The sequence below is a fragment of the Rhizobium sp. CFBP 8752 genome, assembly GCF_014842035.1.
GTDB lineage: Bacteria > Pseudomonadota > Alphaproteobacteria > Rhizobiales > Rhizobiaceae > Neorhizobium > Neorhizobium soli.
In genome coordinates, this window is the sequence record NZ_JACYUZ010000001.1 from 1,470,788 (window position 1) to 1,491,856 (window position 21,069).

General features: G+C 60.1%; 19 protein-coding genes. 11 read left to right on the plus strand and 8 right to left on the minus strand.

Going from position 1 to position 21,069, the window contains the following annotated elements:
* Positions 1-107: 107 nt before the first annotated feature.
* Positions 108-575 (minus strand): thioredoxin-dependent thiol peroxidase, encoded by a 468-nt coding sequence (gene bcp / locus IFT59_RS06980; protein ID WP_192086439.1) that lies wholly within the window; start codon positions 573-575, stop codon positions 108-110.
* Between the two features lie 114 nt (positions 576-689).
* Between bcp and IFT59_RS06985 the strand changes: the two genes are divergently transcribed.
* Positions 690-4,097 carry a YhdP family protein gene (locus tag IFT59_RS06985; RefSeq protein WP_192086440.1) on the plus strand — a complete coding sequence of 1,136 codons (3,408 nt, stop codon included), beginning with the start codon at positions 690-692 and terminating at the stop codon, positions 4,095-4,097.
* A gap of 51 nt (positions 4,098-4,148) precedes the next feature.
* On the opposite strand, the gene tyrS is transcribed toward IFT59_RS06985, so the two are convergent.
* Positions 4,149-5,402 carry a tyrosine--tRNA ligase gene (tyrS, locus tag IFT59_RS06990; protein ID WP_192086441.1) on the minus strand — a complete coding sequence of 418 codons (1,254 nt, stop codon included), beginning with the start codon at positions 5,400-5,402 and terminating at the stop codon, positions 4,149-4,151.
* Between the two features lie 207 nt (positions 5,403-5,609).
* On the opposite strand from tyrS, the gene IFT59_RS06995 reads away from it, so the two are divergent.
* Positions 5,610-6,812 (plus strand): GGDEF domain-containing protein, encoded by a 1,203-nt coding sequence (locus tag IFT59_RS06995; protein WP_192086442.1) that lies wholly within the window; start codon positions 5,610-5,612, stop codon positions 6,810-6,812.
* Positions 6,813-6,868: 56 nt separating this feature from the next.
* On the opposite strand, the gene IFT59_RS07000 is transcribed toward IFT59_RS06995, so the two are convergent.
* Positions 6,869-7,546: an alpha/beta hydrolase gene (locus IFT59_RS07000; RefSeq protein WP_062456717.1), complete on the minus strand. Its 678-nt coding sequence runs from the start codon at positions 7,544-7,546 to the stop codon at positions 6,869-6,871.
* Between the two features lie 255 nt (positions 7,547-7,801).
* On the opposite strand from IFT59_RS07000, the gene IFT59_RS07005 reads away from it, so the two are divergent.
* From IFT59_RS07005 to sufA, 7 genes are all read left to right on the plus strand, one after another.
* On the plus strand, positions 7,802-8,968 hold the full coding sequence (locus tag IFT59_RS07005) for a cysteine desulfurase family protein (RefSeq protein ID WP_192086443.1): 1,167 nt from the start codon (positions 7,802-7,804) through the stop codon (positions 8,966-8,968).
* Between the two features lie 147 nt (positions 8,969-9,115).
* Positions 9,116-10,585 (plus strand): Fe-S cluster assembly protein SufB, encoded by a 1,470-nt coding sequence (gene sufB, locus IFT59_RS07010; protein WP_192086444.1) that lies wholly within the window; start codon positions 9,116-9,118, stop codon positions 10,583-10,585.
* Between the two features lie 63 nt (positions 10,586-10,648).
* A complete protein-coding gene (sufC, locus tag IFT59_RS07015) occupies positions 10,649-11,404 on the plus strand; it encodes a Fe-S cluster assembly ATPase SufC (protein ID WP_192086445.1) in 756 nt (251 codons plus the stop codon).
* 20 nt (positions 11,405-11,424) lie between these two features.
* On the plus strand, positions 11,425-12,708 hold the full coding sequence (gene sufD, locus IFT59_RS07020) for a Fe-S cluster assembly protein SufD (RefSeq protein WP_192086446.1): 1,284 nt from the start codon (positions 11,425-11,427) through the stop codon (positions 12,706-12,708).
* Between the two features lie 34 nt (positions 12,709-12,742).
* Positions 12,743-13,987 (plus strand): cysteine desulfurase, encoded by a 1,245-nt coding sequence (locus IFT59_RS07025; protein WP_192086447.1) that lies wholly within the window; start codon positions 12,743-12,745, stop codon positions 13,985-13,987.
* A 16-nt stretch (positions 13,988-14,003) separates the two neighbouring features.
* Complete coding sequence (locus tag IFT59_RS07030) at positions 14,004-14,378, plus strand: SUF system Fe-S cluster assembly protein (protein WP_062456735.1); 375 nt, start codon at positions 14,004-14,006, stop codon at positions 14,376-14,378.
* 104 nt (positions 14,379-14,482) lie between these two features.
* A complete protein-coding gene (sufA, locus tag IFT59_RS07035; protein WP_192086448.1) occupies positions 14,483-14,875 on the plus strand; it encodes a Fe-S cluster assembly scaffold SufA in 393 nt (130 codons plus the stop codon).
* A gap of 57 nt (positions 14,876-14,932) precedes the next feature.
* On the opposite strand, the gene IFT59_RS07040 is transcribed toward sufA, so the two are convergent.
* Genes IFT59_RS07040 through IFT59_RS07050 form a run of 3 tightly spaced genes read right to left on the minus strand, consistent with a single transcriptional unit; the run spans position 14,933 to position 18,142 of the window.
* Complete coding sequence (locus tag IFT59_RS07040; protein WP_192086449.1) at positions 14,933-16,138, minus strand: ABC transporter permease; 1,206 nt, start codon at positions 16,136-16,138, stop codon at positions 14,933-14,935.
* Positions 16,119-16,856 (minus strand): ABC transporter ATP-binding protein, encoded by a 738-nt coding sequence (locus tag IFT59_RS07045; RefSeq protein WP_192086450.1) that lies wholly within the window; start codon positions 16,854-16,856, stop codon positions 16,119-16,121. Before IFT59_RS07045 ends, IFT59_RS07040 begins: the two co-directional genes overlap by 20 nt.
* Positions 16,856-18,142 carry an efflux RND transporter periplasmic adaptor subunit gene (locus IFT59_RS07050; RefSeq protein ID WP_192086451.1) on the minus strand — a complete coding sequence of 429 codons (1,287 nt, stop codon included), beginning with the start codon at positions 18,140-18,142 and terminating at the stop codon, positions 16,856-16,858. The genes IFT59_RS07045 and IFT59_RS07050 overlap by 1 nt, the downstream gene beginning before the upstream one ends.
* A 203-nt stretch (positions 18,143-18,345) precedes the next feature.
* Between IFT59_RS07050 and IFT59_RS07055 the strand changes: the two genes are divergently transcribed.
* Positions 18,346-18,606, plus strand: coding sequence for a DUF2171 domain-containing protein (locus IFT59_RS07055; RefSeq protein ID WP_062456750.1), 261 nt, complete (start codon positions 18,346-18,348; stop codon positions 18,604-18,606).
* A 67-nt stretch (positions 18,607-18,673) separates the two neighbouring features.
* Here IFT59_RS07055 and IFT59_RS07060 read toward each other — a convergent pair whose 3' ends face one another.
* Positions 18,674-18,853 carry a hypothetical protein gene (locus IFT59_RS07060; RefSeq protein ID WP_156461849.1) on the minus strand — a complete coding sequence of 60 codons (180 nt, stop codon included), beginning with the start codon at positions 18,851-18,853 and terminating at the stop codon, positions 18,674-18,676.
* 77 nt (positions 18,854-18,930) lie between these two features.
* On the minus strand, positions 18,931-19,056 hold the full coding sequence (locus tag IFT59_RS23270; protein WP_256413796.1) for a hypothetical protein: 126 nt from the start codon (positions 19,054-19,056) through the stop codon (positions 18,931-18,933).
* A 237-nt stretch (positions 19,057-19,293) separates the two neighbouring features.
* On the opposite strand from IFT59_RS23270, the gene IFT59_RS07065 reads away from it, so the two are divergent.
* Positions 19,294-21,069, plus strand: a complete 1,776-nt coding sequence (locus IFT59_RS07065; RefSeq protein ID WP_192086452.1) for a type I secretion system permease/ATPase — start codon at positions 19,294-19,296, stop codon at positions 21,067-21,069.

Below are 21,069 nucleotides of genomic sequence, written 5' to 3' on the forward strand. Positions count from 1 at the left end.
TCCGCACTAGACCGCTTTATAGTTAACAAACCGTTGTTTTCCGTGCCGCAGAGCAGGAGGCGTGACACCTCCCTGTCGCATCAACATGCGACAGGGAGGTGTCTGGCTTACAGGGCCTGTACGGCTTTCAGCACCTCTTCGGCGTGACCGGCAACCTTTACCTTCGGCCAGACATTTGCGATCCGGCCATGGGCATCGATCAGGAACGTGGTGCGGTCGATTCCCATGTACTTGCGCCCGTACATGCTCTTTTCCTTCCAGACGCTGTAGAGGTTTGCGACGGCGGTATCCTCGTCCGATCCGAGGATCACTGCGAGCGCATGCTTCTCGACGAACTTGTCGTGCTTCTTCACCGTGTCCGGGGACACGCCGATGACGGCGGCGCCGGCTTTTTCGAACTCGGGGAGGAGGGCGGTGAACGCCAGCGCTTCGGTGGTGCAGCCGCTCGTATCGTCCTTTGGATAGAAGTAGAGAACGACCGGCTTGCCGGCGAACGTCTGCAGCGAGACGGCACCACCGCCGTCGCGGGGAATATCGAACTGTGGGGCGATGTCGCCAATGGCCAATTCAGACATGAATTTCCTTTCTTTCGCCGGGATCTTGAGCAATTGTCGGCCCATCGGTAGTCTATTGGTGCCCGTTGCGTCTAGTCAGGCTGCAGCGGGTCTTGAGAAGGTAATGTCAGCCTGATGGCGGAAATTCGCGGCGAAAAGGTCAGCTTCAACCGCAAGGATATGGTTCCGCTGCACGAACTTCCCTCTGCACAGGCGGAAGATCCCATAATCGTACACTGCCCACCGCGCCGATCGCGCATGCGCCGCGTGGGCAAGACCTTTTTGTTGTTTACAATGCTGATTCTGGCTGCTGCCGGAACTGCGATTGTCGCCATCGAGAGCGGCGTCGTCGACGGCGCGCTGACGGCGCGGGCCCAGTCGGCCCTCAACAACGCGATCGGGCCCCGTTATGTCGCTTCGGTCGGTTCGACGGCGATCCGGTTTGATTCGGTGATGCGGATCGCGATCGAGGCGCGCGACGTGGATATCGTCGAGCAAGCGAGCGGTCAGCGGCTGAGCCGTGCCGAAGCGCTGCGGATGGCGATCGATCCGATGAAGCTTCTCGGTGGTCGCGTTTCCATCAACAACATTTCCGCGCAAGGCATTCGGCTGGAGACGGCGCAGTTGCCGGCAGGCGATCCTATGGCGCTGTCGCAGGTTCGCGTCGATGCGATGCCGAAGCTGCTCGAGCAGGCGTTCCAGCGCCTTGATGAAGTGCGCGGCCTGATCGAGCGTACCGGCACCGCTTTCGTCCGGATTGCCGGCATCGAAATCGTGCTGCCGTCTGCCCCTGGCCAGAAGCCGCTGATGTTCGTCGTCAACGAACTGAACATGCAGCGCAACATCGAGGGCGAGATCGATATCAGGGGGATCGTCAGCCTTAACGACCGCCAGGCAACGCTGGTGGCAGGATCCCAGACTATCGAAGGCGTGACGACCGGACTTTCCGCAAAGCTCATGGGGCTGGACGTGACGTCCTTCCTGTTGCATCGGGATGCAGCCGGGATGCCGCGCGAAGGGCTGGACAGTGCCGTCGATCTTGAACTTGCTGCAACCCGTTCGCGCGAGACCACTGTTCCGGTCATCACCGCAAAGCTCAAGCAGTCGCCCGGACGGTTCTATTTCGACAGTATCGAGCAGCCCTTCAGCGGCGCGGATATCGATGTCGCCTATGATTTCACCAAGGACGCGATCGAAATCCAGAGATCGGAAGCGCGTTTTGGCCCGACTGTCCTTCCATTCACCGGCGCGGTCGTCGATCTCAACAGGGTCGATCCGGCAGACCACCGGCCGGGGTTCGGCCTCGATCTCCTTGTCAGCGGAGGAACAGCAGCCGGCGCGTCGAACGCCGAAGAACCGGCACAGTTCGATCTGAAAGCCGTTGGACGCTATCTCTCGGCCGATCGCGAGTTGCAGTTCGACGAGATGGCGATGTCCAGTCCGCTTGGGCGGATGGCCGCTGCGCTGAAAGTGCGCTTCGGCACGCAGTCTCCGGAAATCAGCTTCGGCGGTCAGTTGCCACAGATGCAGGTGACTGCAATCAAGCAGCTCTGGCCCTTCTGGATGGCCCGCAAGGCACGCGACTGGGTGATGGGAAACATGTTCGGGGGAACGCTGAGCAACGGCTCCATCGCCGTCTTCATTCCGGCAGGACGGATGAAGGGACCGGGCGTTCCGCTCGATCTCAACCGCAACGAACTGCAGATCAGTTTCGACCTTGCCGACGGGCGCGTCAACCTGCCCGCCGACATCCCGCCGCTTCGCGACATCTACGGCCGTTTCGACCTGAAGGGTGAAGCGATGCAGGTCGACATCACGCAGGCGGGTTCGTTTTTTCCGTCGGGGCGCGCGGTCAAGGTTGAGGGAGGGCGTTTCTCGATCCCATCGACCTACGCGAAGCCGCTGATGGCCGATATCGCGCTGAAACTGAGCGGGCCGGCGGATGCCATCGCGGAACTCACGAGTTTTAAGCCCATCAACGGTCTCAAAAACACAGAGTTCAAGCCATCGGATTTTTCCGGCACTGCCAAGGTGGATGTGAAGGCGCAGTTTGGTCTGGTCAATGACCAGAACCCGCCGAAGCCGGTCTGGAATGCGCATGCGGACCTGCGCGACGTTGCGCTGGCGACGCCGGTGTCCGGTCGCAAGATTTCCAATATCGACGGCACGCTCGAGATCGATCCGCAGGCCGCCAGACTGAGCGCGAAGGCTGCGATCGACGAGGTGCCTGCAGACGTCACCCTCGTGCAGCCGATCGACAGCGCGTCGACTGTCAAGCGTGAACAGGTCATCAAGGCAGTCCTCAGCGACAGCCAGCGGGACAAACTGGTGCCCGGTCTCTCGGAGATCGTCCAGGGTACGATCAGCGTGGAACTGACCAGGCTCGATGATACCAGGCAAGGCGTCAGCCTCGATCTGACGCGCTCTGCGCTCTCCATCCCGGGCATCGGCTGGACGAAGGGCAACGGCGTCGGTGCCAAGGCGCAGTTCGAGATTGCCGGGGAGGGCCTCCAGCGGACAGAGCTCAAGAACTTCGAACTGGTGGGCGACGGGTTTGGCGCGCAGGGCAATATCGTCCTCACAAATGGTAGCCTCGCGTCGGCGGAGTTTTCGAGCGCCCGCCTGTCGCCGTCCGATAATTTCAGCGTTGCGGTGAAGCAGTCGAAGGGTGTCTTCGATGTGTCGATCGGCGGATCCTCTGCCGATATAAGGCCTATCATCACCAAACTTCGCTCGGCTACGCCTAGTGCAAGTGGGTCGGGTTCCTCTGCCAAAAGCAGCGGTGGCGCGACGATCCGTGCCAAGCTCGATCGCATGGTCGGCTTCAACGACGAGGCCCTGTCAAACGTCACTCTGTTGTTTGCGATACGCGATGGCGACATCGCCTCGGCCGACCTTTCCGCCGTAACGGAAAGCGGGCAGGCCGTTGTCAGCGACATAACGAAGGGCAACACGATCTCGATGACCAGCGGAGACGCCGGCGCCATCGTGCGGTTTGCCAATATCTACAACAACATGCGGGGCGGTCTTCTCAATTTGCGGCTGCGATCGCAAGGGTCCGACTGGGCCGGCAATGTCGACATCCGAAGCTTCGCTTTGGTAGACGAGCAGCGCCTGCAATCGCTGGTATCGACCCCTGTGGGCCGGGATGGGGAAAGCCTCAGCAAGGCGGTCAAGAAGGAAATCGATCTCAACGCCGCGCGCTTCCAGCGCGGTTTTGCCTCGCTCGTTTACCGGAACGGTGCGCTCTCTGTTGCCAACGGCATCGTTCGCGGCGAGCAGATCGGCGCGACATTCCAGGGCATGCTGCGCGACGCCCGCGGCAGCATGGACATGACCGGCACCTTCATGCCGGCCTATGGAATCAACCGGCTTTTCGGCGAGCTTCCGCTGATCGGTGCCATTCTCGGCAACGGACGAGACCGCGGACTGATCGGCATCACCTTCAAGCTCGAAGGCGTCTTCGACAAGCCGAAGCTGACGATCAATCCGCTGTCGATCATCGCGCCCGGGGTGTTCCGACAGATCTTCGAGTTCCAATAAAAAAAGGCCTCGCGAACGAGGCCTTTTCATTGTTCTGCAGACCGCTGGCACTCAGGCCGGGCGGACGAGGATATGCTTCTTCTTGCCGAGAGACAGCTTGATCACGCCATCGGCCGTGACGTCGCCGGTGCCGATGACGGCGCGTTCGTCCGAGACTGCCGTATCGTTGATGCGCACGGCGCCACCCTGGATATGCCGGCGAGCTTCGCCGTTGGAGGCTGCAAGGCCTGCCTTGACGATCAGTGCCAGGAGGCCAAGACCAGCCTCCAGTTCCGACGATGCGACGTCGATCGACGGCAGGTTGTCGGCGAGCGCACCTTCCTCGAACGTCTTGCGGGCGGTTTCAGCCGCTTGCTCGGCATTGTCGCGGCCGTGCAGCATGGCGGTGACTTCCGTCGCGAGGATCTTCTTGACCTCGTTGATCTCCGAACCAGCAAGTGCTGAGAGGCGGGCAATCTCGTCCATCGGCAGCGTGGTGTAGAGCTTCAGGAAGCGCGAGACGTCCGCGTCCTCGGTGTTGCGCCAGTACTGCCAGAAGTCATAGGCCGACAGCATGTCCGGGTTGAGCCAGACCGCGCCGTTCATGGACTTGCCCATCTTGGCACCCGACGATGTCGTCAGAAGCGGCGAGGTGAGGGCGTAGAGCTGCGGTGTCCCCATGCGGTGACCAAGGTCGATCCCGTTGACGATATTGCCCCACTGGTCGGAGCCGCCCATCTGCAGGCGGCAACCGTATCGCTGGTTGAGCTCCACGAAATCATAGGCCTGAAGGATCATGTAGTTGAATTCGAGGAAGGACAGCGACTGCTCGCGGTCGAGGCGCGTCTTGACGCTGTCGAAGGACAGCATGCGGTTGACCGAGAAATGACGGCCGACATCGCGCAGGAATTCGAGGTAGTTGAGATCACGCAGCCAGTCGCCGTTGTTGATCATCAGCGCATCCTTCAGACCTTCGCCGTAGCTCAGGTAGTTGGAAAAGACGCGCTTGATGGAGGCTATATTGCTTTCGATCGTGTCGATCGTCATCAACTGGCGCGCGTCATCCTTGAAGGATGGATCGCCGACCATGCCGGTGCCGCCGCCCATCAGGGAGATCGGCCGGTGGCCGGTCTGCTGCATCCAGTGCAGCATCATGATCTGGATGAGGCCGCCCGCATGAAGGCTCGGGGCCGTCGGATCAAAGCCGATATAGGCCGTCACGGTTTCCTTGGCGAACAGTTCGTCGAGACCCGATTCGTCGGAAATCTGGTGAATGAAGCCACGCTCATCGAGCGTGTGGAGGAAATCGGACTTGAACCTGGACATCTTACTTCTCTGTGGATGCGTTTTTTGTCTTGAGAGCCGGCGTCTAGCACTGTTTTGGTGGTTTATCACTCCAAAAATGCAGCGAAATGCGCTTGCACTTATCTGTGACTCGCCGTCATGGTTCATTAATCTTTTGTTTTCTGCCAAGCCACTAAGGTGAAGGCAGGACTGCGGCATTCCTTATTTTCTAAATGCATTGTTGGGTTGATGAACGGGGCAGTTTTTTTCCTGGGGGTGAATTTCGTCGTCGCGATATGTTTCTGTATCGTGTTTGCGGTTGTTTCCACCCGCAGTCGGTCGCGCGTTGCCGCGCTTTGGTTCGGGGCCGGTTTCGGCGTCGCTTCACTGGCCGCTGTTTGCGAGATTGCCGTCGCCTATCTGCCCTGGCCGCGTCCCTGGGCGATCGGAGCTTTTGCAACCGTTCTCGGTGGCATGATTTTCCTGCTTTTCGGTATTGGCAGTCTCTATGACGTTCGCATCAACCGTCGACTTGCCGGATTGATGTTCGCCGTCAGCTCGTTCGGAAACGTCTTCGTCTATGATCTGCGGCCCGGCACGCCGCTTCACGCATTTTCCTACCAGACTCCATTTGCCCTGGTTATCCTCGCAAGCGCCGGCGTGGTTCTGCAGGCTTTGTTGCGCTCGAACCGGCAACTGCTGATCGATAAGGTCGTGTGCGCGCTTCTTGCGGTCACAGGGGTTCATTTCATTGCGAAGGCCGCACTTGCGATCGCCGTTGGTGCCGGGTCCGTCGCGACAGATTATATCCGCACCGACTATGCGCTGATCTCCCAGAGCCTGACGGCTGTTCTGATGGTCGCGGTCGGCCTGACCCTGCTGTCGGTGCTGGTGCTCGAAATCATGGCCGATGAACGCAGCGTGTCGGAAAGCGACGCTCTGTCGGGTCTTGCAAACCGGCGCGGCTTCGAGCGCCGGGTAAGATCCGCAATCGCGACGTTTCCAAACGGACCGCATGCGGTGGTTTTATGCGATCTCGACAGGTTCAAGACCATCAATGACACCTATGGGCATCATGCCGGGGATATGGTGATCCAGAGTTTCGGGACCTTGCTTTCCTCGTGCGCGCCAAAAGAAGCAATCGTCGGCCGGATGGGCGGCGAAGAGTTCTCCGTGTTCCTTCCCAACACGCCGATGGACGTTGCGCTGATGGTGGCTCAGGCTCTGAGGGGCGGCACGATGGCGATGTCGGTGGCGGGTCTGCCACCCACCTCAAGGATCACGGCGAGTTTCGGCGTCGCCAATCTCACCAGCCCCGACGCGCTCGACGAAATGTTCCGGCAGGCGGATGTGGCGCTCTATGCCGCGAAGCGGGCTGGCCGTAACCGGGTTCATGAAGCGACGTCAGACGATGGGCGTCCGCGTGCGGCACATGTGCGACCGGTCAACTGAAGATACGAAAATGGCCGCAAACGCGGCCATTTTTGTTTCTTCGATGCACAGTAGCCTTAGCGGATGCGCTTGGCAGCCGGCTCGGGGACGAGTTCGCCATTGAGGCGGCGATCGAGGTAATCCTCGCATTCGCCCATCAGCGTTTCGGTCTGACCGTTGAAGAAGTGGTTCGCGCCCTCGATGATCTTGTGCGTGATGAGGATGCCCTTCTGGGTCTTCAGCTTTTCGACGAGGCCGTTGACGTCCTTTTCAGGCGCAACCCTATCCGCATCGCCGTTGATGATCAGGCCGGAGGAGGGGCAGGGCGCCAGGAACGAGAAGTCGTAGATGTTCGGCTGCGGCGCAACGGAGATGAAGCCTTCGATTTCCGGGCGGCGCATCAGAAGCTGCATGCCGATCCAGGCGCCGAAGGAATATCCGCCGACCCAACAGCTCTTGGAATCCGGATGCAGGCTCTGGACCCAGTCGAGTGCCGAGGCTGCGTCGGACAATTCACCGGCGCCGTGGTCGAACTCGCCCTGGCTGCGTCCGATCGAACGGAAGTTGAAGCGGAGCGTCGTGAAACCGCGCTTCTGGAACATATAGAAGAGCTGGTATACGATCTGGTTGTTCATCGTGCCGCCGAACTGCGGGTGCGGATGCAGGATGATGGCGATCGGCGCGCTCTTTTCCTTGGAAGGCTGATAGCGGCCCTCCAGGCGGCCTGCAGGGCCGTTGAAAATCACTTCGGGCATCGGTACTCCGGTCGGTCAAACGTGATCTGATGCCAGACTGGGTTGCTATCCACGGTTCATCCGTCGAGTTTGACTTGACGAAGCCGCTCAGCTTTTCTAAAACCCAGTTTAGAACCATTCGAAATTGGGGCCGCCTTGGCAGCGCCCGATGCGATGTCTCTTAAGGCAAGCGTGGCCGGAATTTCAAGAAAAATGCGGCCTGCGGCAACCCTAGATGAGACCCAACGGTAATTAGGGACGGAATCTGATCAGGCAATGGCGTTGAACCGCACCTATCTCGACTGGAACGCGACCGCGCCTTTGAGCGCGCCGGCGCGTGCCGCGATGCTGGAGGCCCTTCAGCTTCCCGGCAACGCATCGTCGGTGCATGGTGAGGGCCGGTTGTCGCGCGCGGCCGTCGACAAGGCGCGGCGCCAGGTTGCGGCCTTGGTCGGTGCAGATCCAGCGCTTGTGACCTTTACCAGCGGTGCGACGGAGGCCTCGAACCACGTTCTGACCCCTGACTACCGGATGGGCCGTTCGCCCCTCGCGATCGGCGCTCTCTACGTTTCGGCGATCGAGCATCCCGCGATCCGGGAAGGTGGCAGGTTTGATCCTGTCCAGGTGATCGAGATACCGGTGATGCCCACAGGCATCGCGGATCTTTCGGCGCTGGAAACCCTGATGGCGGCGCATGACCATTCTCTTGGCCTTCCGATGGTTGGGCTGATGCTGGTCAATAACGAGACCGGCGTGATCCAGCCGGTGGCGGAGGCTGCGGAGATCGTCCACAGGCATCGCGGGCTTCTGGTCGTCGATGCGGTGCAGGCCGTCGGTCGTATCCCGGTCGATATCACCAGGCTTGATGCCGACTTCATGGTGATCTCGTCGCACAAGATCGGCGGACCGAAGGGCGTCGGCGCCCTGATTTCGCGCGGCGAAGTTCTGATGCCGAAGCCGCTGATCCGGGGTGGCGGGCAGGAGAAGGGTCACCGTTCGGGGACCGAGAATTTTCACGCGATCGTCGGCTTCGGCGCGGCGGCTGCGGCGATGAGCGAAGACCTCGATGATCGCAATGCCGGTATCGGCGCTTTGCGGGATCGGCTTGAGGGCGAGATGCGCAAGGCTGCTGCCGATGTGATGATCCATGGCGCGGACGTTCCCCGCGTTGGCAATACCTGCTTCTTCACCCTGCCGGGGCTGAAAGCGGAAACGGGTCAGATCGCTTTCGATATCGAGGGGATCGCGCTGTCGGCCGGTTCGGCCTGCTCTTCGGGCAAGGTCGGCGAGAGCCATGTGCTGACGGCGATGGGCCGGGATCCGCAGCTGGGTGCCCTGCGTATCTCGCTCGGTCCCGACACGACAGACGAAGACATTACGCGAGCGGTCGCGGCTTTTGCCAAAATCGCAGCCCGTCGCAAGGCCCAAGGCGTTGCGGCGTGACAGCGCTCTAATTTGTGCGAGCGCAACTTTCTACTTGCCTAAAGGTGTGAAAACCGCCTTTTGGCGCCTACATACGGGAGGAACAGAACCTCCCGGAGACATGACAGAATTGCCGGAATTTGAGCCGGCAAGATTTGGAGAATGAACATGCCAGCTGTCCAGGAAACAATCGATCAGGTCCGTGGGATCGATATCGATCAGTACAAATACGGCTTCGAAACCATCATCGAAGTGGACAAGGCGCCCAAGGGCCTTTCGGAAGACATCATCCGCTTCATTTCAGACAAGAAGCAGGAGCCCGAATGGATGCTGGAATGGCGTCTCGACGCCTACAAGCGCTGGCTTACGATGGAAGAGCCGACCTGGGCGCGCGTCGATTACCCCAAGATCGACTTCAACGATCTCTATTACTATGCCGCACCGAAGACTACGTCCGGTCCGAAGTCGCTCGAGGAAGTTGATCCCGAGCTGCTGCGCGTTTATGAAAAGCTTGGCATTCCGCTGCGCGAGCAGGAAATCCTTGCGGGCGTCGACAAGCCGCGGGTTGCCGTCGATGCGGTGTTCGATTCCGTGTCTGTTGTCACGACCTTCAAGAAGGAACTTCAGAAGGCCGGCGTGATCTTCATGTCGATCTCGGAAGCCATTCGCGAGCATCCGGACCTGATCAAGCAGTATCTGGGCACCGTCGTTTCGGCCACCGACAACTATTACGCCACGCTGAATGCTGCGGTGTTTACCGATGGCTCGTTCGTGTTCGTGCCGAAGGGCGTTCGCTGCCCGATGGAGCTGTCGACCTACTTCCGTATCAACGAGAAGAACACCGGCCAGTTCGAACGCACGCTGATCATTGCCGAGGAAGGCGCTTACGTGTCCTATCTCGAAGGCTGCACGGCGCCGCAGCGCGACGAGAACCAGCTGCATGCCGCAGTGGTTGAGCTCGTTGCTCTCGACGATGCCGAGATCAAGTACTCGACGGTTCAGAACTGGTACCCGGGCGATGCCCAGGGCAAGGGCGGCATTTACAACTTCGTCACCAAGCGTGGCGATTGCCGCGGCCACCGTTCGAAGATTTCCTGGACCCAGGTCGAGACCGGTTCGGCGATCACCTGGAAATATCCGTCCTGCATCCTGCGTGGCGACGACAGCCGCGGCGAGTTCTACTCGATCGCCGTTTCGAACGGTCACCAGCAGATCGACAGTGGCACCAAGATGATCCACCTCGGCAAGAACACGTCGAGCCGCATCATCTCGAAGGGTATTTCTGCCGGCGTCTCGCAGAACACCTATCGCGGTCAGGTCTCCATCCACCGCAAGGCTGAAAACGCCCGCAACTTTACCAACTGCGATTCGCTTCTGATCGGCGACAAGTGCGGTGCGCATACCGTGCCCTACATCGACGTGAAGAATGCATCGGGCCAGATCGAGCACGAAGCGACGACCTCGAAGATTTCCGACGACCAGAAGTTCTACGTCATGCAGCGCGGCATTCCCGAAGAAGAAGCGATCGCCCTGATCGTCAACGGCTTCGTCAAGGATGTCATCCAGCAGCTGCCGATGGAATTTGCGGTCGAAGCGCAGAAGCTGATCGGGATTTCGCTCGAAGGCTCCGTCGGCTGATCGGCCTGTCATTTGAATAGCGCGCCTTGCGCGTCACTAAAGAGTATCCGGAAAGATAGACCTATGCTTGAAATCAGAAACCTGCATGCACGCATTGCCGAAGACGGCACCGAAATCATCCGTGGCCTGAACCTGACCGTGAAGGCTGGCGAAGTTGCCGCCATCATGGGGCCGAACGGTTCCGGCAAGTCGACGCTGTCCTACATCCTGTCCGGACGTCCGGACTATGAAGTCACCGAGGGCGAAGTCCTTCTGAACGGTGAGAGCATTCTGGAGCTCGATCCGGCGGAGCGTGCCTCCAAGGGCATCTTCCTCGCCTTCCAGTATCCGGTCGAAATCCCGGGCGTCGCTACCATGCAGTTTCTCAAGGTGGCCATGAACGAGCAGCGCAAGGCGCGCGGCGAAGCCGAACTGACGACGCCGGACTTTATCCGACGCGTCAAGGAAGCAGCTGCCGAGCTGAAGATCGACATGGACATGCTGAAGCGTCCGCTCAATGTCGGTTTTTCCGGTGGCGAGAAGAAGCGTGCGGAAATCCTGCAGATGGCGCTGCTCGAGCCTTTGCTCTGCGTGCTCGACGAGACCGACTCCGGCCTCGACATCGATGCGCTCAAGATCGTGGCGGATGGCGTCAACGCGCTGAAGTCGCCGGATCGTGCGACGATCGTCATTACCCACTACCAGCGCCTGCTCGACTATATCGTGCCGGATACGGTTCACGTCCTCTACAAGGGCCAGATCATCCGCACTGGTGACAAGGCGCTGGCGCTCGAACTCGAGGCAAATGGCTACGCGGACATCATCGGCAAAGCAGCCTGAGACGCGGGAAGGAATTTGGCATGAACATGCAAATTAATCAGCCCGTCCGGCTGACGGCCGCCGAAACCGCGCTCGTCGAGGCTTTTGCGGCCCAGGTTGGCGAACTGCCGGGCAACGGCGCCGTCACGGGAACCCGCGACCGTCTTCTCGACGATTTGAAGCGGTCGGGCCTGCCGACGCGACGTATCGAGTCATGGCATTATACGGATCTGAAGAACCTGCTGCGCTCGGTTCCTGAGCGTGTCGTCGGCGGCGTATCGGTTCAACCGGTCGCGCCGCTGGTCGAAGGGGCTAAGGTCCTGTCGATCGTTCAGGGCGTGGCGGACAGCCGCGTGACGATCGAGGGCGTCGAGCTTTCGGTCTTCAGGGACCAGCTCGCCGATGGTTCGGCCGTGGCGGGCCTTGCGGCTTTCGACAAGGACGACGCGATCGGCCGCATCAACGGCAGCTTCGTGCGTGACGGCTTTGCGCTTTCCGTACCGGCGGATGTCTCGGTCGAGCAGCCCATCGAGCTTCAGGCAGTTCACGGTGCCGGTCAGGTCCATACGCGGTTTCCGGCGGTGTTCGGAGCCCGGTCCAAGGCAATGATCATCGAGCGTCACTGCGCGGTGACTGATGATGCGGCACTCGTATCGTCGATCAGCGACCTGACGCTGCAGGACGGCGCTGAGATCACCTGGATCATCCTCCAGACTCAAGGGGCTGACGACACCCATCTCGGTCAGATCCGCATATCGCTCGGTACAGATACCAAGCTGCGACTGTTTATCGTCAACGCCGGCGGCAAGCTGGTGCGCCAGGAGCTTCGCGTCGACGTTCAGGGCGAGGGGTCGGAGTTCACGCTGCGCGCCGTCAACCTGCTCGGTGGCGATACCCATACGGACGTGACGATGGTACTCGGCCACAACGTTCCACATACGAGCTCCACGGAAATCATCCGCAACGTCCTGTTCGACAAGGCAAGCGGTGTGTTTCAGGGCATGATCAAGGTTGCCCCGGACGCGCAGAAGACCGATGCGAAGATGGCGTGCAATACGCTTCTGATGTCCGACGACGCCGATTTCTCGGTGAAGCCGGAGCTGGAAATCTTTGCCGACGACGTGATCTGCGGCCATGGCGCCACGGTTTCCGATATCGACCGCAACCATCTCTTCTACCTGATGGCGCGCGGCGTTCCGGAAAACAGGGCCCGTGCCATGCTGGTCAACGCCTTCGTGGCGGAGATTGTCGAGGAACTGGAAGAAGAAAAGCTCGTCGAAGCGCTGGAAGGCGTCATCTCCGACTGGCTCGAAAAGCACGCCTGATTTTAAAGGCGCGCGTCCGCAAATGAGGCATGACATGGACCAGATCACACCTGCGACAGCTTACGACGTCGAAGCGATCCGAAAGGATTTCCCGATCCTTTCGACCATGGTGCATGGCAACAAGCCGCTGGTCTATCTGGACAACGGGGCGTCTGCCCAGAAGCCGCAGGCCGTGATCGACGCGATCGCGCATTCCTATTCGAACGAGTATGCGAATGTGCATCGCGGCCTTCACTACCTCTCCAATGCGGCAACGGATGCCTATGAGGCGGCGCGCGAAAAGGTGCGCCGTTTCCTGAACGCCGGTTCCGTCGACGAAATCATCTTCACCAGCAACTCGACGGCGGCGATCAACACCGTCGCCTACGGTTACGGAATGCCGCATATCGGTGACGGCGACGAGATCGTCATCACCATCATGGAGCACCATTCCAACATCGTGCCATGGCACTTCATTCGCGAACGCCAGGGTGCGAAGATCGTCTGGATCCCCGTCGATGACGACGGCGCCTTTCATCTCGACGACTTCGAAAAGGCGCTGACGGACAAGACCAAGCTGGTCGCCATCACGCATATGTCGAATGCGCTCGGAACGGTGGTTCCGGTCAAGGAAGTCTGCCGCATCGCCCACGAGCGCGGCATTCCCGTTCTCGTCGATGGCAGCCAGAGCGCCGTCCACATGCCGATTGATGTCCGCGATATCGACTGCGACTGGTTCGTGATGACCGGTCACAAGCTATACGGCCCCTCGGGCATCGGCGTGCTCTATGGCAAGGCGGACCGTCTGAAAGAGATGCGGCCGTTCATGGGCGGTGGCGAAATGATCATCGACGTTGCCGAAGATTTCGTCACCTACAATGATCCACCGCACCGGTTTGAGGCCGGCACGCCGCCGATCGTTCAGGCGATCGGCCTCGGTCATGCGCTCGACTATATGGACAAGGTTGGTCGCGATGCGATTGCAAAGCACGAGGCCGATCTGACTGCCTATGCCACCCAGCGGCTGAGCGCGATCAATTCGCTGAGGATCATTGGCAACGCGCCGGGCAAGGGCGGGATCTTCTCGTTCGAGCTTGCCGGCATTCATGCGCATGACATCTCGATGGTCATCGACCGGCGCGGTGTGGCAGTCAGAGCCGGAACCCATTGCGCCATGCCGCTCTTGAAACGCTTCGGCGTTACCTCCACATGCCGTGCATCCTTCGGCATGTACAATACCCGGGCCGAAGTGGATGCGTTGGCAGATGTACTCGACTACGCCCGCGATTTCTTTTCCTGAAGGACTTTTGAAGGCCATGGACGACCAGATACCGAAATGGGATGCCCGCGAGGGGATCATCCAGTCCGCCATTCCCGAGGACGAGGTGGCGCGGCTTTCCGACGACATCGTCGCGGCTTTGAAAACCGTCTATGACCCGGAAATTCCGGCCGACATCTTCGAACTCGGATTGATCTACAAGGTCGATATCGAGGATGACCGGATGGTGAAGATCATGATGACGCTGACAGCGCCCGGTTGCCCGGTTGCCGGCGAAATGCCGGGCTGGGTGGAAAATGCCGTCGGCGCCGTCGAAGGTGTGTCCGGCGTCGAGGTCGAGATGACGTTCGATCCGCCGTGGACGCCGGAGCGGATGTCCGAAGAGGCGCAGGTTGCTGTCGGGTGGTATTGATCGGTTAAGGCACCGGTACTAAGTTGGAATCACGAGACGTACTCTCGAAACACCAGATCTAGAAACACCGGGCCTTGAACCCGGTCGTGGAAGGAAAGAATGCCATGGGCTTTGCTGTCATGACGATCACCGACGCTGCTGCACAGCGCGTCAACCAGATCACCTCGAACTCCGGTCCTGATGCGCTTGGCTTGCGCGTCGGTATCAAGAAGGGCGGTTGCGCCGGCATGGAGTACACGATCGATATCGTGACTGTGCCGAATGCAAAGGACGACCTGATCGAGCGGGACGGCGCCAAGGTGTGGATCGAGCCCTCGGCCGTTCTTTACCTGCTCGGCACCCAGATGGATTTCGAGACGACCAAGATGCGATCCGGCTTCACCTTCGTGAACCCGAACCAGACATCGGCCTGCGGTTGCGGCGAATCGGTCGAACTGAAACCTGCGGATCTGGCGGCGCTTGCCCAGCAGCGCACCGCGCAATCTCCGGCTGCCTGACGTCAACTTTTTAGACTTCAAGAAGAAGGGCCGCGAGGCCCTTTTTTATTGCGTGGATTATTCGTGGCGTAGCGCCTCGATGGGGTTGAGCTGGGCTGCCCGTCGGGCCGGGAAGTAGCCGAAGATCATGCCGATCGCGGCCGAAAAGGCGAAGGCCATAAGGATGATCGTCGGGCTGGCAACGAACGGCACCTGAAGAAAGCTGACGACGCCGTAGGCGAGTGCAAGGCCTGTTATGATGCCCGTCACGCCGCCGAAGACCGACAGCATCACGGCCTCCACTAGGAACTGCCGGAGAACCTGGCTTTCGAGCGCGCCGATCGCCAGCCGGATGCCGATCTCGCGGGTGCGCTCGGTGACCGAGACCAGCATGATATTCATGATGCCGATACCGCCGACCAAGAGGCTGACGGCAGCAACGGCGCCGAGAAGGCCTGTCAGGAGAACCGTCGTTCCCGTCATCGCCGCCGCGATTTGCGACATGTCGTTGACGGAGAAGTCGTCATCGCGTCCGATCGCGATGCGCCGCCGCTCGCGCAAGAGGCCTTCGACGTCCGACTGGACCTTGGCGGTCGAGACGCCGTCCTGGGCAGAGATAACGATGCTGGAGATCGTCGTCGTTCCCCCGATCCGCCGCTGGTGCAGTTGCAGCGGCATGATGACGGTATCGTCCTGGTCGTCGCCCATGCCGGACTGACCCTTGACGGCGAGAACGCCGACGACGGGACAAGCGATGTTGCTGACCCGGATCAACTGTCCAACCGGGTTGGCAGCGCCGAACAGCTGCTTGCGGACGGTCTCGCCGATGATGCAGGCGGCATGGCTGCCGCGATCCTCGTTCGGATTGAAATTGCGACCGAGCGCCATATCCCAATCCTGCACGATGAAATAGTCGTTGGTGGTGCCGACCGCGCTCGACGAATGGTTGGCGCCGCCGGCGATGACCGTGGCTGTCCCGCGATTGATCGGTGCGACGCCCCGAAGGCCGGAGATCTGTTCCTTGATCGCCAGCACATCCTTGTCGGAGAAGCGCTTGGCTTCCGTGCTCGCGCGTCCCGGTCCCCACTGACCGGGGCGGATGAACAGCGTGTTGGTGCCGAGACGCGAGAGTTCGTCGCGGACCTTCGCAGTCGTACCGTTGCCGATCGTCACCATGGCGATGACGGCGGCGACGCCGATCACGACGCCGAGGACCGTGAGGAAGGAGCGCAGCAGATTGCGGCTGATTGCCCGCCAGGCGAGCTTAGCGGCTTCCAGCAGCATGGCTTGCCCTTTCGAGATTGGGTTCGTCGGAGACGAGGTGACCATCGGTAAAGCGCAAGAGACGCGACCCGTAGGCTGCGATGTCTTCCTCATGGGTGACCATGATGACGGTAATGCCGTTGTCGCGGTTGAGCCGGGTGATCAGATCCATGATCTCGGTGCTGGTCTTGGTGTCGAGATTGCCGGTCGGCTCGTCGGCGAGAAGCACGGCCGGATCGGTGACAATGGCTCTGGCGATCGCGACGCGCTGCTGCTGACCACCTGACAGTTCCTGGGTGGTATGGCCTTCGCGTCCGGCGAGGCCGACCTGCGCCAGTGCTGCGGTTGCGCGCTCACGTCGCTCCTTATGGGCCATGCCACGATAGACGAGCGGCAGTTCCACATTCTCAACGGCCGATGTGCGGGCGAGAAGATTGAACCCCTGGAACACGAAGCCCAGCATGTGACGTCTTAGAAGTGTGCGCTGCTCGCGGCTGAAATCTGATGTCGGAACGCCCTGAAACAGAAACTCGCCGGATGAGGGGATATCTAGCCCCCCGATGATGTTCATAGCAGTCGATTTGCCGGAACCGGAGGGTCCCATGATCGACACGAATTCCCCGGCGGATATGGCAAGGTCGATCTGGTCCAGCGCCCGGATCGTCGCTTCGCCGCGCCCGTAGAACTTCGAGACCTTGTCGAATGCGATGAGGGGGGCAGGCGTGACGGCGAGGTCCATCACTGCGCCCTTGCGACGGCATCCGTCACCAGTTCATCGCCGTCGCGGATTTCGCCTGATTTCAGCACCGTGAACTGGCCATCGGTCGGCCCGGTTTCGACCGGCACGCGCTGGGCTTCACCGTTTCGAAGTACCCAGACAGTGCGCGTGTTGTTTGCTGCCTGTTCGCCACGATTGCGATTGCGCGAGGGGCGCGGCGGCGAGAACAGCCGGGAGAGGACGTTGCCGCGCTGCCGTGCGGTGGCGGCCGGCGAGTAGCGAAGCGCAGCGTTCGGGACAAGCAGCGCATCCTTGACCGACTGGACCGTGATGTCTGACGTGGCGGTCATGCCCGGCCGCAGCAGCAGATCGGCATTGTCTACGGTCAGGATCGCCTTGTAGGTGACGACGTTGGACACTGTCTCGGACGCGAACCGGACGGTCTCGATTGTGGCCGGAAAGCTCCGCTCTGGATAGGCGTCGACAGAGAAGCGCGCCGGCTGCCCATCCTTGACCTGACCGACATCCGCCTCGTCGACGGAGACCTGGAGTTCCATGCGCTTGAGGTCGCCGGCGATTGTGAAGAGGACCGGTGCATTGAGCGAAGAGGCGACCGTTGCGCCCGGATCGACTTCGCGGGTCAGCACGATCCCGTCGATCGGGGACACGATCGTCAGTTTCCCGAGATTGACCTCGGCGAGCCTCAGGCTTGCTTCGGCAGACAGGATCGCGGCCTGATTGATGTCCTTCGTCGCAACCGCCGATTCGTAGGCATAGCGCGCCGCATCCAGATCCTGCTGGCTGGAAATGCGATTGGCGACGAGTGCCGTCAGGCGGTCGAATGAAATCTTCGCGGAAGCCGCTTCTGCCTCGGCCTTCAGGACATTGGCCTTCGCCGATGCAAGTTGAGCGCGCGCGCTCTGCACGTCCGCTTCCTGCTTGCTTGTGTCGAGTTCGAGCAGAACATCGCCGGCCTTGACCGCGCTGTTATAGGTCACGTTGACTTTCCTGACCGTGCCGGAAAGCTCGCTCGATATGTCCACCTGATCGGTCGGCTGGACGGAGCCGGTGGCCGTGACAACCACTGCGAGATCGCCGCGCTTTGCTGCCTGCGTTGTGTAATCGTATCGCGGGGAGCTGCTGCCGAAATAGGAGTAAGCCAGCAGGGCTGCGGCGGCGATGAGGATGAGGAGAGGCCAGACAAACCAACGTCCACGCTTTTTCCGCTTGCCCGAAGACGCAAGGATTGCGGCGAGATCAGGCGCATCCTGTTTACGGCTGGCTGGGGGAGTGGACTGGACGTTCAATGGCTATCCTCGATGCGGTGGAAATAGCGCGAGCCGTTCCGGTCTAGCGAGGGATCGCGTCGAAACCGCGGCTTTGCAACTCTGGAACGAGGCATTCGCATGAAAGCAGCCGGTGGCCAACTTAAATGTCGGTAATGTATCGGAGGCACTGCATCGAACTTCGCGGTTGTGCGTTATGGCTGAACACACAAAGGAGAACTCAGATGATCGATGTCGCCCTTATCAAGGAACATGCGGAAGTGATCGGTGCGGACGGCGTCCACATCGGAACGGTTGACCGCGTTGAAGGAAACCGTATCAAGCTGACCAAGAAGGATAGCGGTGAGGGGAGCCATAAAGGCCATCACCATTTCATTTCGCTTGAACTCGTTGCCGATGTAGAAGGCGACAAGGTTCGTCTCTCTGCAGATGGTGACGTCGCAGTGACGTTCGAAGAAGAAGACGGCGGCAAGCCGATCCACTGAAGCAATTCAGCATGCAAAAAGGCCGGCGTTTCTGACGCCGGCCTTTTTTGTTTACGCATCAAAAATTTTAACGGGTTGGATGGGGGACCCCGAAGCGCTCGGGAAGAAAAGCCGTTTCAGTCGCGGCGCCACTCAAGCGAGCGGATTTCTCGTGCGCAACAGGCGTGCTTGGAATGCCAACAAGAATTACAAAGACGGCACCAACAGCAGCTGAACAACACACCAGCAAAATATTACGAATGGTCATGCTTGCACTTCCTCTCGTGATGCGATCGCTTGAGATCGCGATGAAGTAAGCCGGTCCTTGTCCTCCTTGGGATGATCCTAGTTGGCAGCCGACAGCTGGGTCGGAGACGCGAGTATTTCCGTATCGCCAAGCGAGTGATCAGAATACTTGAACACCAAAATACTGAGGACTGAACCGATAAGAGCGACGAAGACTATTCTCATGCTGAGACTCCTTTGCCGTCAGAACGGCGGTCCTGAAGTAAGGTTCCGTAAACCAATTCGTGATAGCCGCCGATTTAAGAACTTTGCGAATTGTTGATTGACAAATGGTTTGCCCCGGCACGTCCTTGGACGAGAGCGGGGCACTTGTGCCGGATAGATCTGTCTGCCGCGCGGCTTTATTGAACTTTAAACCCGTTACGGGTAATAGGTGTGATCCCTGCATCAGGATTGCGCATTATGGCCGAAACCGCTTCGGGATCCCCACGGCAAGCCTCCAAAGATCCGATGAGCGAAGCCATTGCGCGGAGCAGAACCGGTCTCGTTGCGGTCGCGGTCGCGAGCGGACTGGTCAACGTGCTCTATCTCACCAGCTCATTCTTCATGCTGCAGGTCTATGATCGCGTCATCCCAAGCCGCAGCATCCCGTCGCTGATCGCGCTCAGCTTGCTGGCATTGATGCTGTATCTATTTCAAGGCGCATTCGAGCTTACCCGCAGCCGCATGCTGACAAGGATTGCCGGCATCATCGATGATACGATGGGGTCGCGGGTTTTCAAGATGATGCTCAAGGCGCCGGTCAAGACGAAGGCGTCGATCGACGGTCTTTCGATCATGAAGGATTTCGACCAGGTCCGTTCGTTTGTCTCGAGCGCGGGGCCGCCGGCCTTTTTCGACCTGCCGTGGCTGCCGTTCTATGTCGCCATCTGTTTTCTGTTTCATCCGGTCATCGGCTATATGGCAGTCGGTGGGGCGCTCATCCTGATGGTGCTCACCTACCTCACCAACCGCAGCACGCAGGTTTCCGCCAAGAAAGTGCACGAACTGACCGGCCAGCGCAGCGCCTTTCTTTCGGCGGCACAACGCAATGCCGAAGTCATTGAGGCCATGGGCATGGCAAACGACTTCTCACGGCAATGGACTGCGACAAACGCCAACTATCGCAGCAGCTATCAGACCAATTCCGATACCTCGAACGGATACCTGTCCGTTACCAAGATTTTTCGCATAGCGCTGCAATCGGCAGTCCTTGCCGTCGGCGCGGTGCTCGTCATCGAAAACCAGGCATCCGGCGGCATCATCATCGCGTCGTCCATCCTTACCTCCCGCGCGCTTGCCCCGGTCGAGCAGGCGATTGCAAACTGGCGCGGCTTCGTTTCGGCCCAGCAGGCCTGGAAACGGTTGCGGCATATGCTGAACGCGCTGCCGGAGGCCGATATGCCTCTGTCGCTGCCCGCACCGAAGCAAAGTCTGGCGGTGGAGAGCCTTTCGAGCGGCCCGGCTGGGCTGCAGAAACTGGTGATTTCCAATGTATCGTTTACGCTTCAGGCCGGCAGCGCTCTCGGCGTGATCGGACCGAGTGCATCCGGCAAATCATCGCTCGTGCGGGCTCTGACGGCCGTCTGGCCAATCTATCGCGGCAGTGTCAGGCTGGATGGCGCAGCGCTCGACCAGTGGAGCGACGAGGACCGTGGTCGCCATCTCGGATATCTTCCGCAGGAGATCGAACTTTTTGCGGGCAGCGTTTCGGACAACATTTCGCGGTTTCGTGAAAACCCTGATGCGGCCGATGTCATTGAGGCGGCAAAGGCTGCGGGCGTCCACGACCTCATCCTGCGCCTGCCGAACGGCTATGATACCGATATTGGCTTGAGTGGTTCCATGCTTTCGGCCGGCCAACGCCAACGCATCGGGCTTGCGCGTGCGTTGTTCGGCAAGCCGCTTCTGGTTGTTCTGGACGAGCCCAATTCCAATCTCGATTCGGAAGGCGAGGTCGCGCTGACGGACGCGATCATCGGCATCCGCAAACGCGGGGGCATCGTGATTGTGGTCGCGCACCGCCCGAGTGCGCTCGCGGCCGTGGATTTCGTGCTGATGATGAAGGACGGTGGTCTTGCGGCCTTTGGTCCCAAGGACGAGGTGCTCTCGAAGGTGCTTCGGCGCGAGAACCAGCCGAACGAGAGAAGTTCGCCGCTCAAGGTCGTCGGGGAAAGCCCGGAACAGGGAAGGCAATAG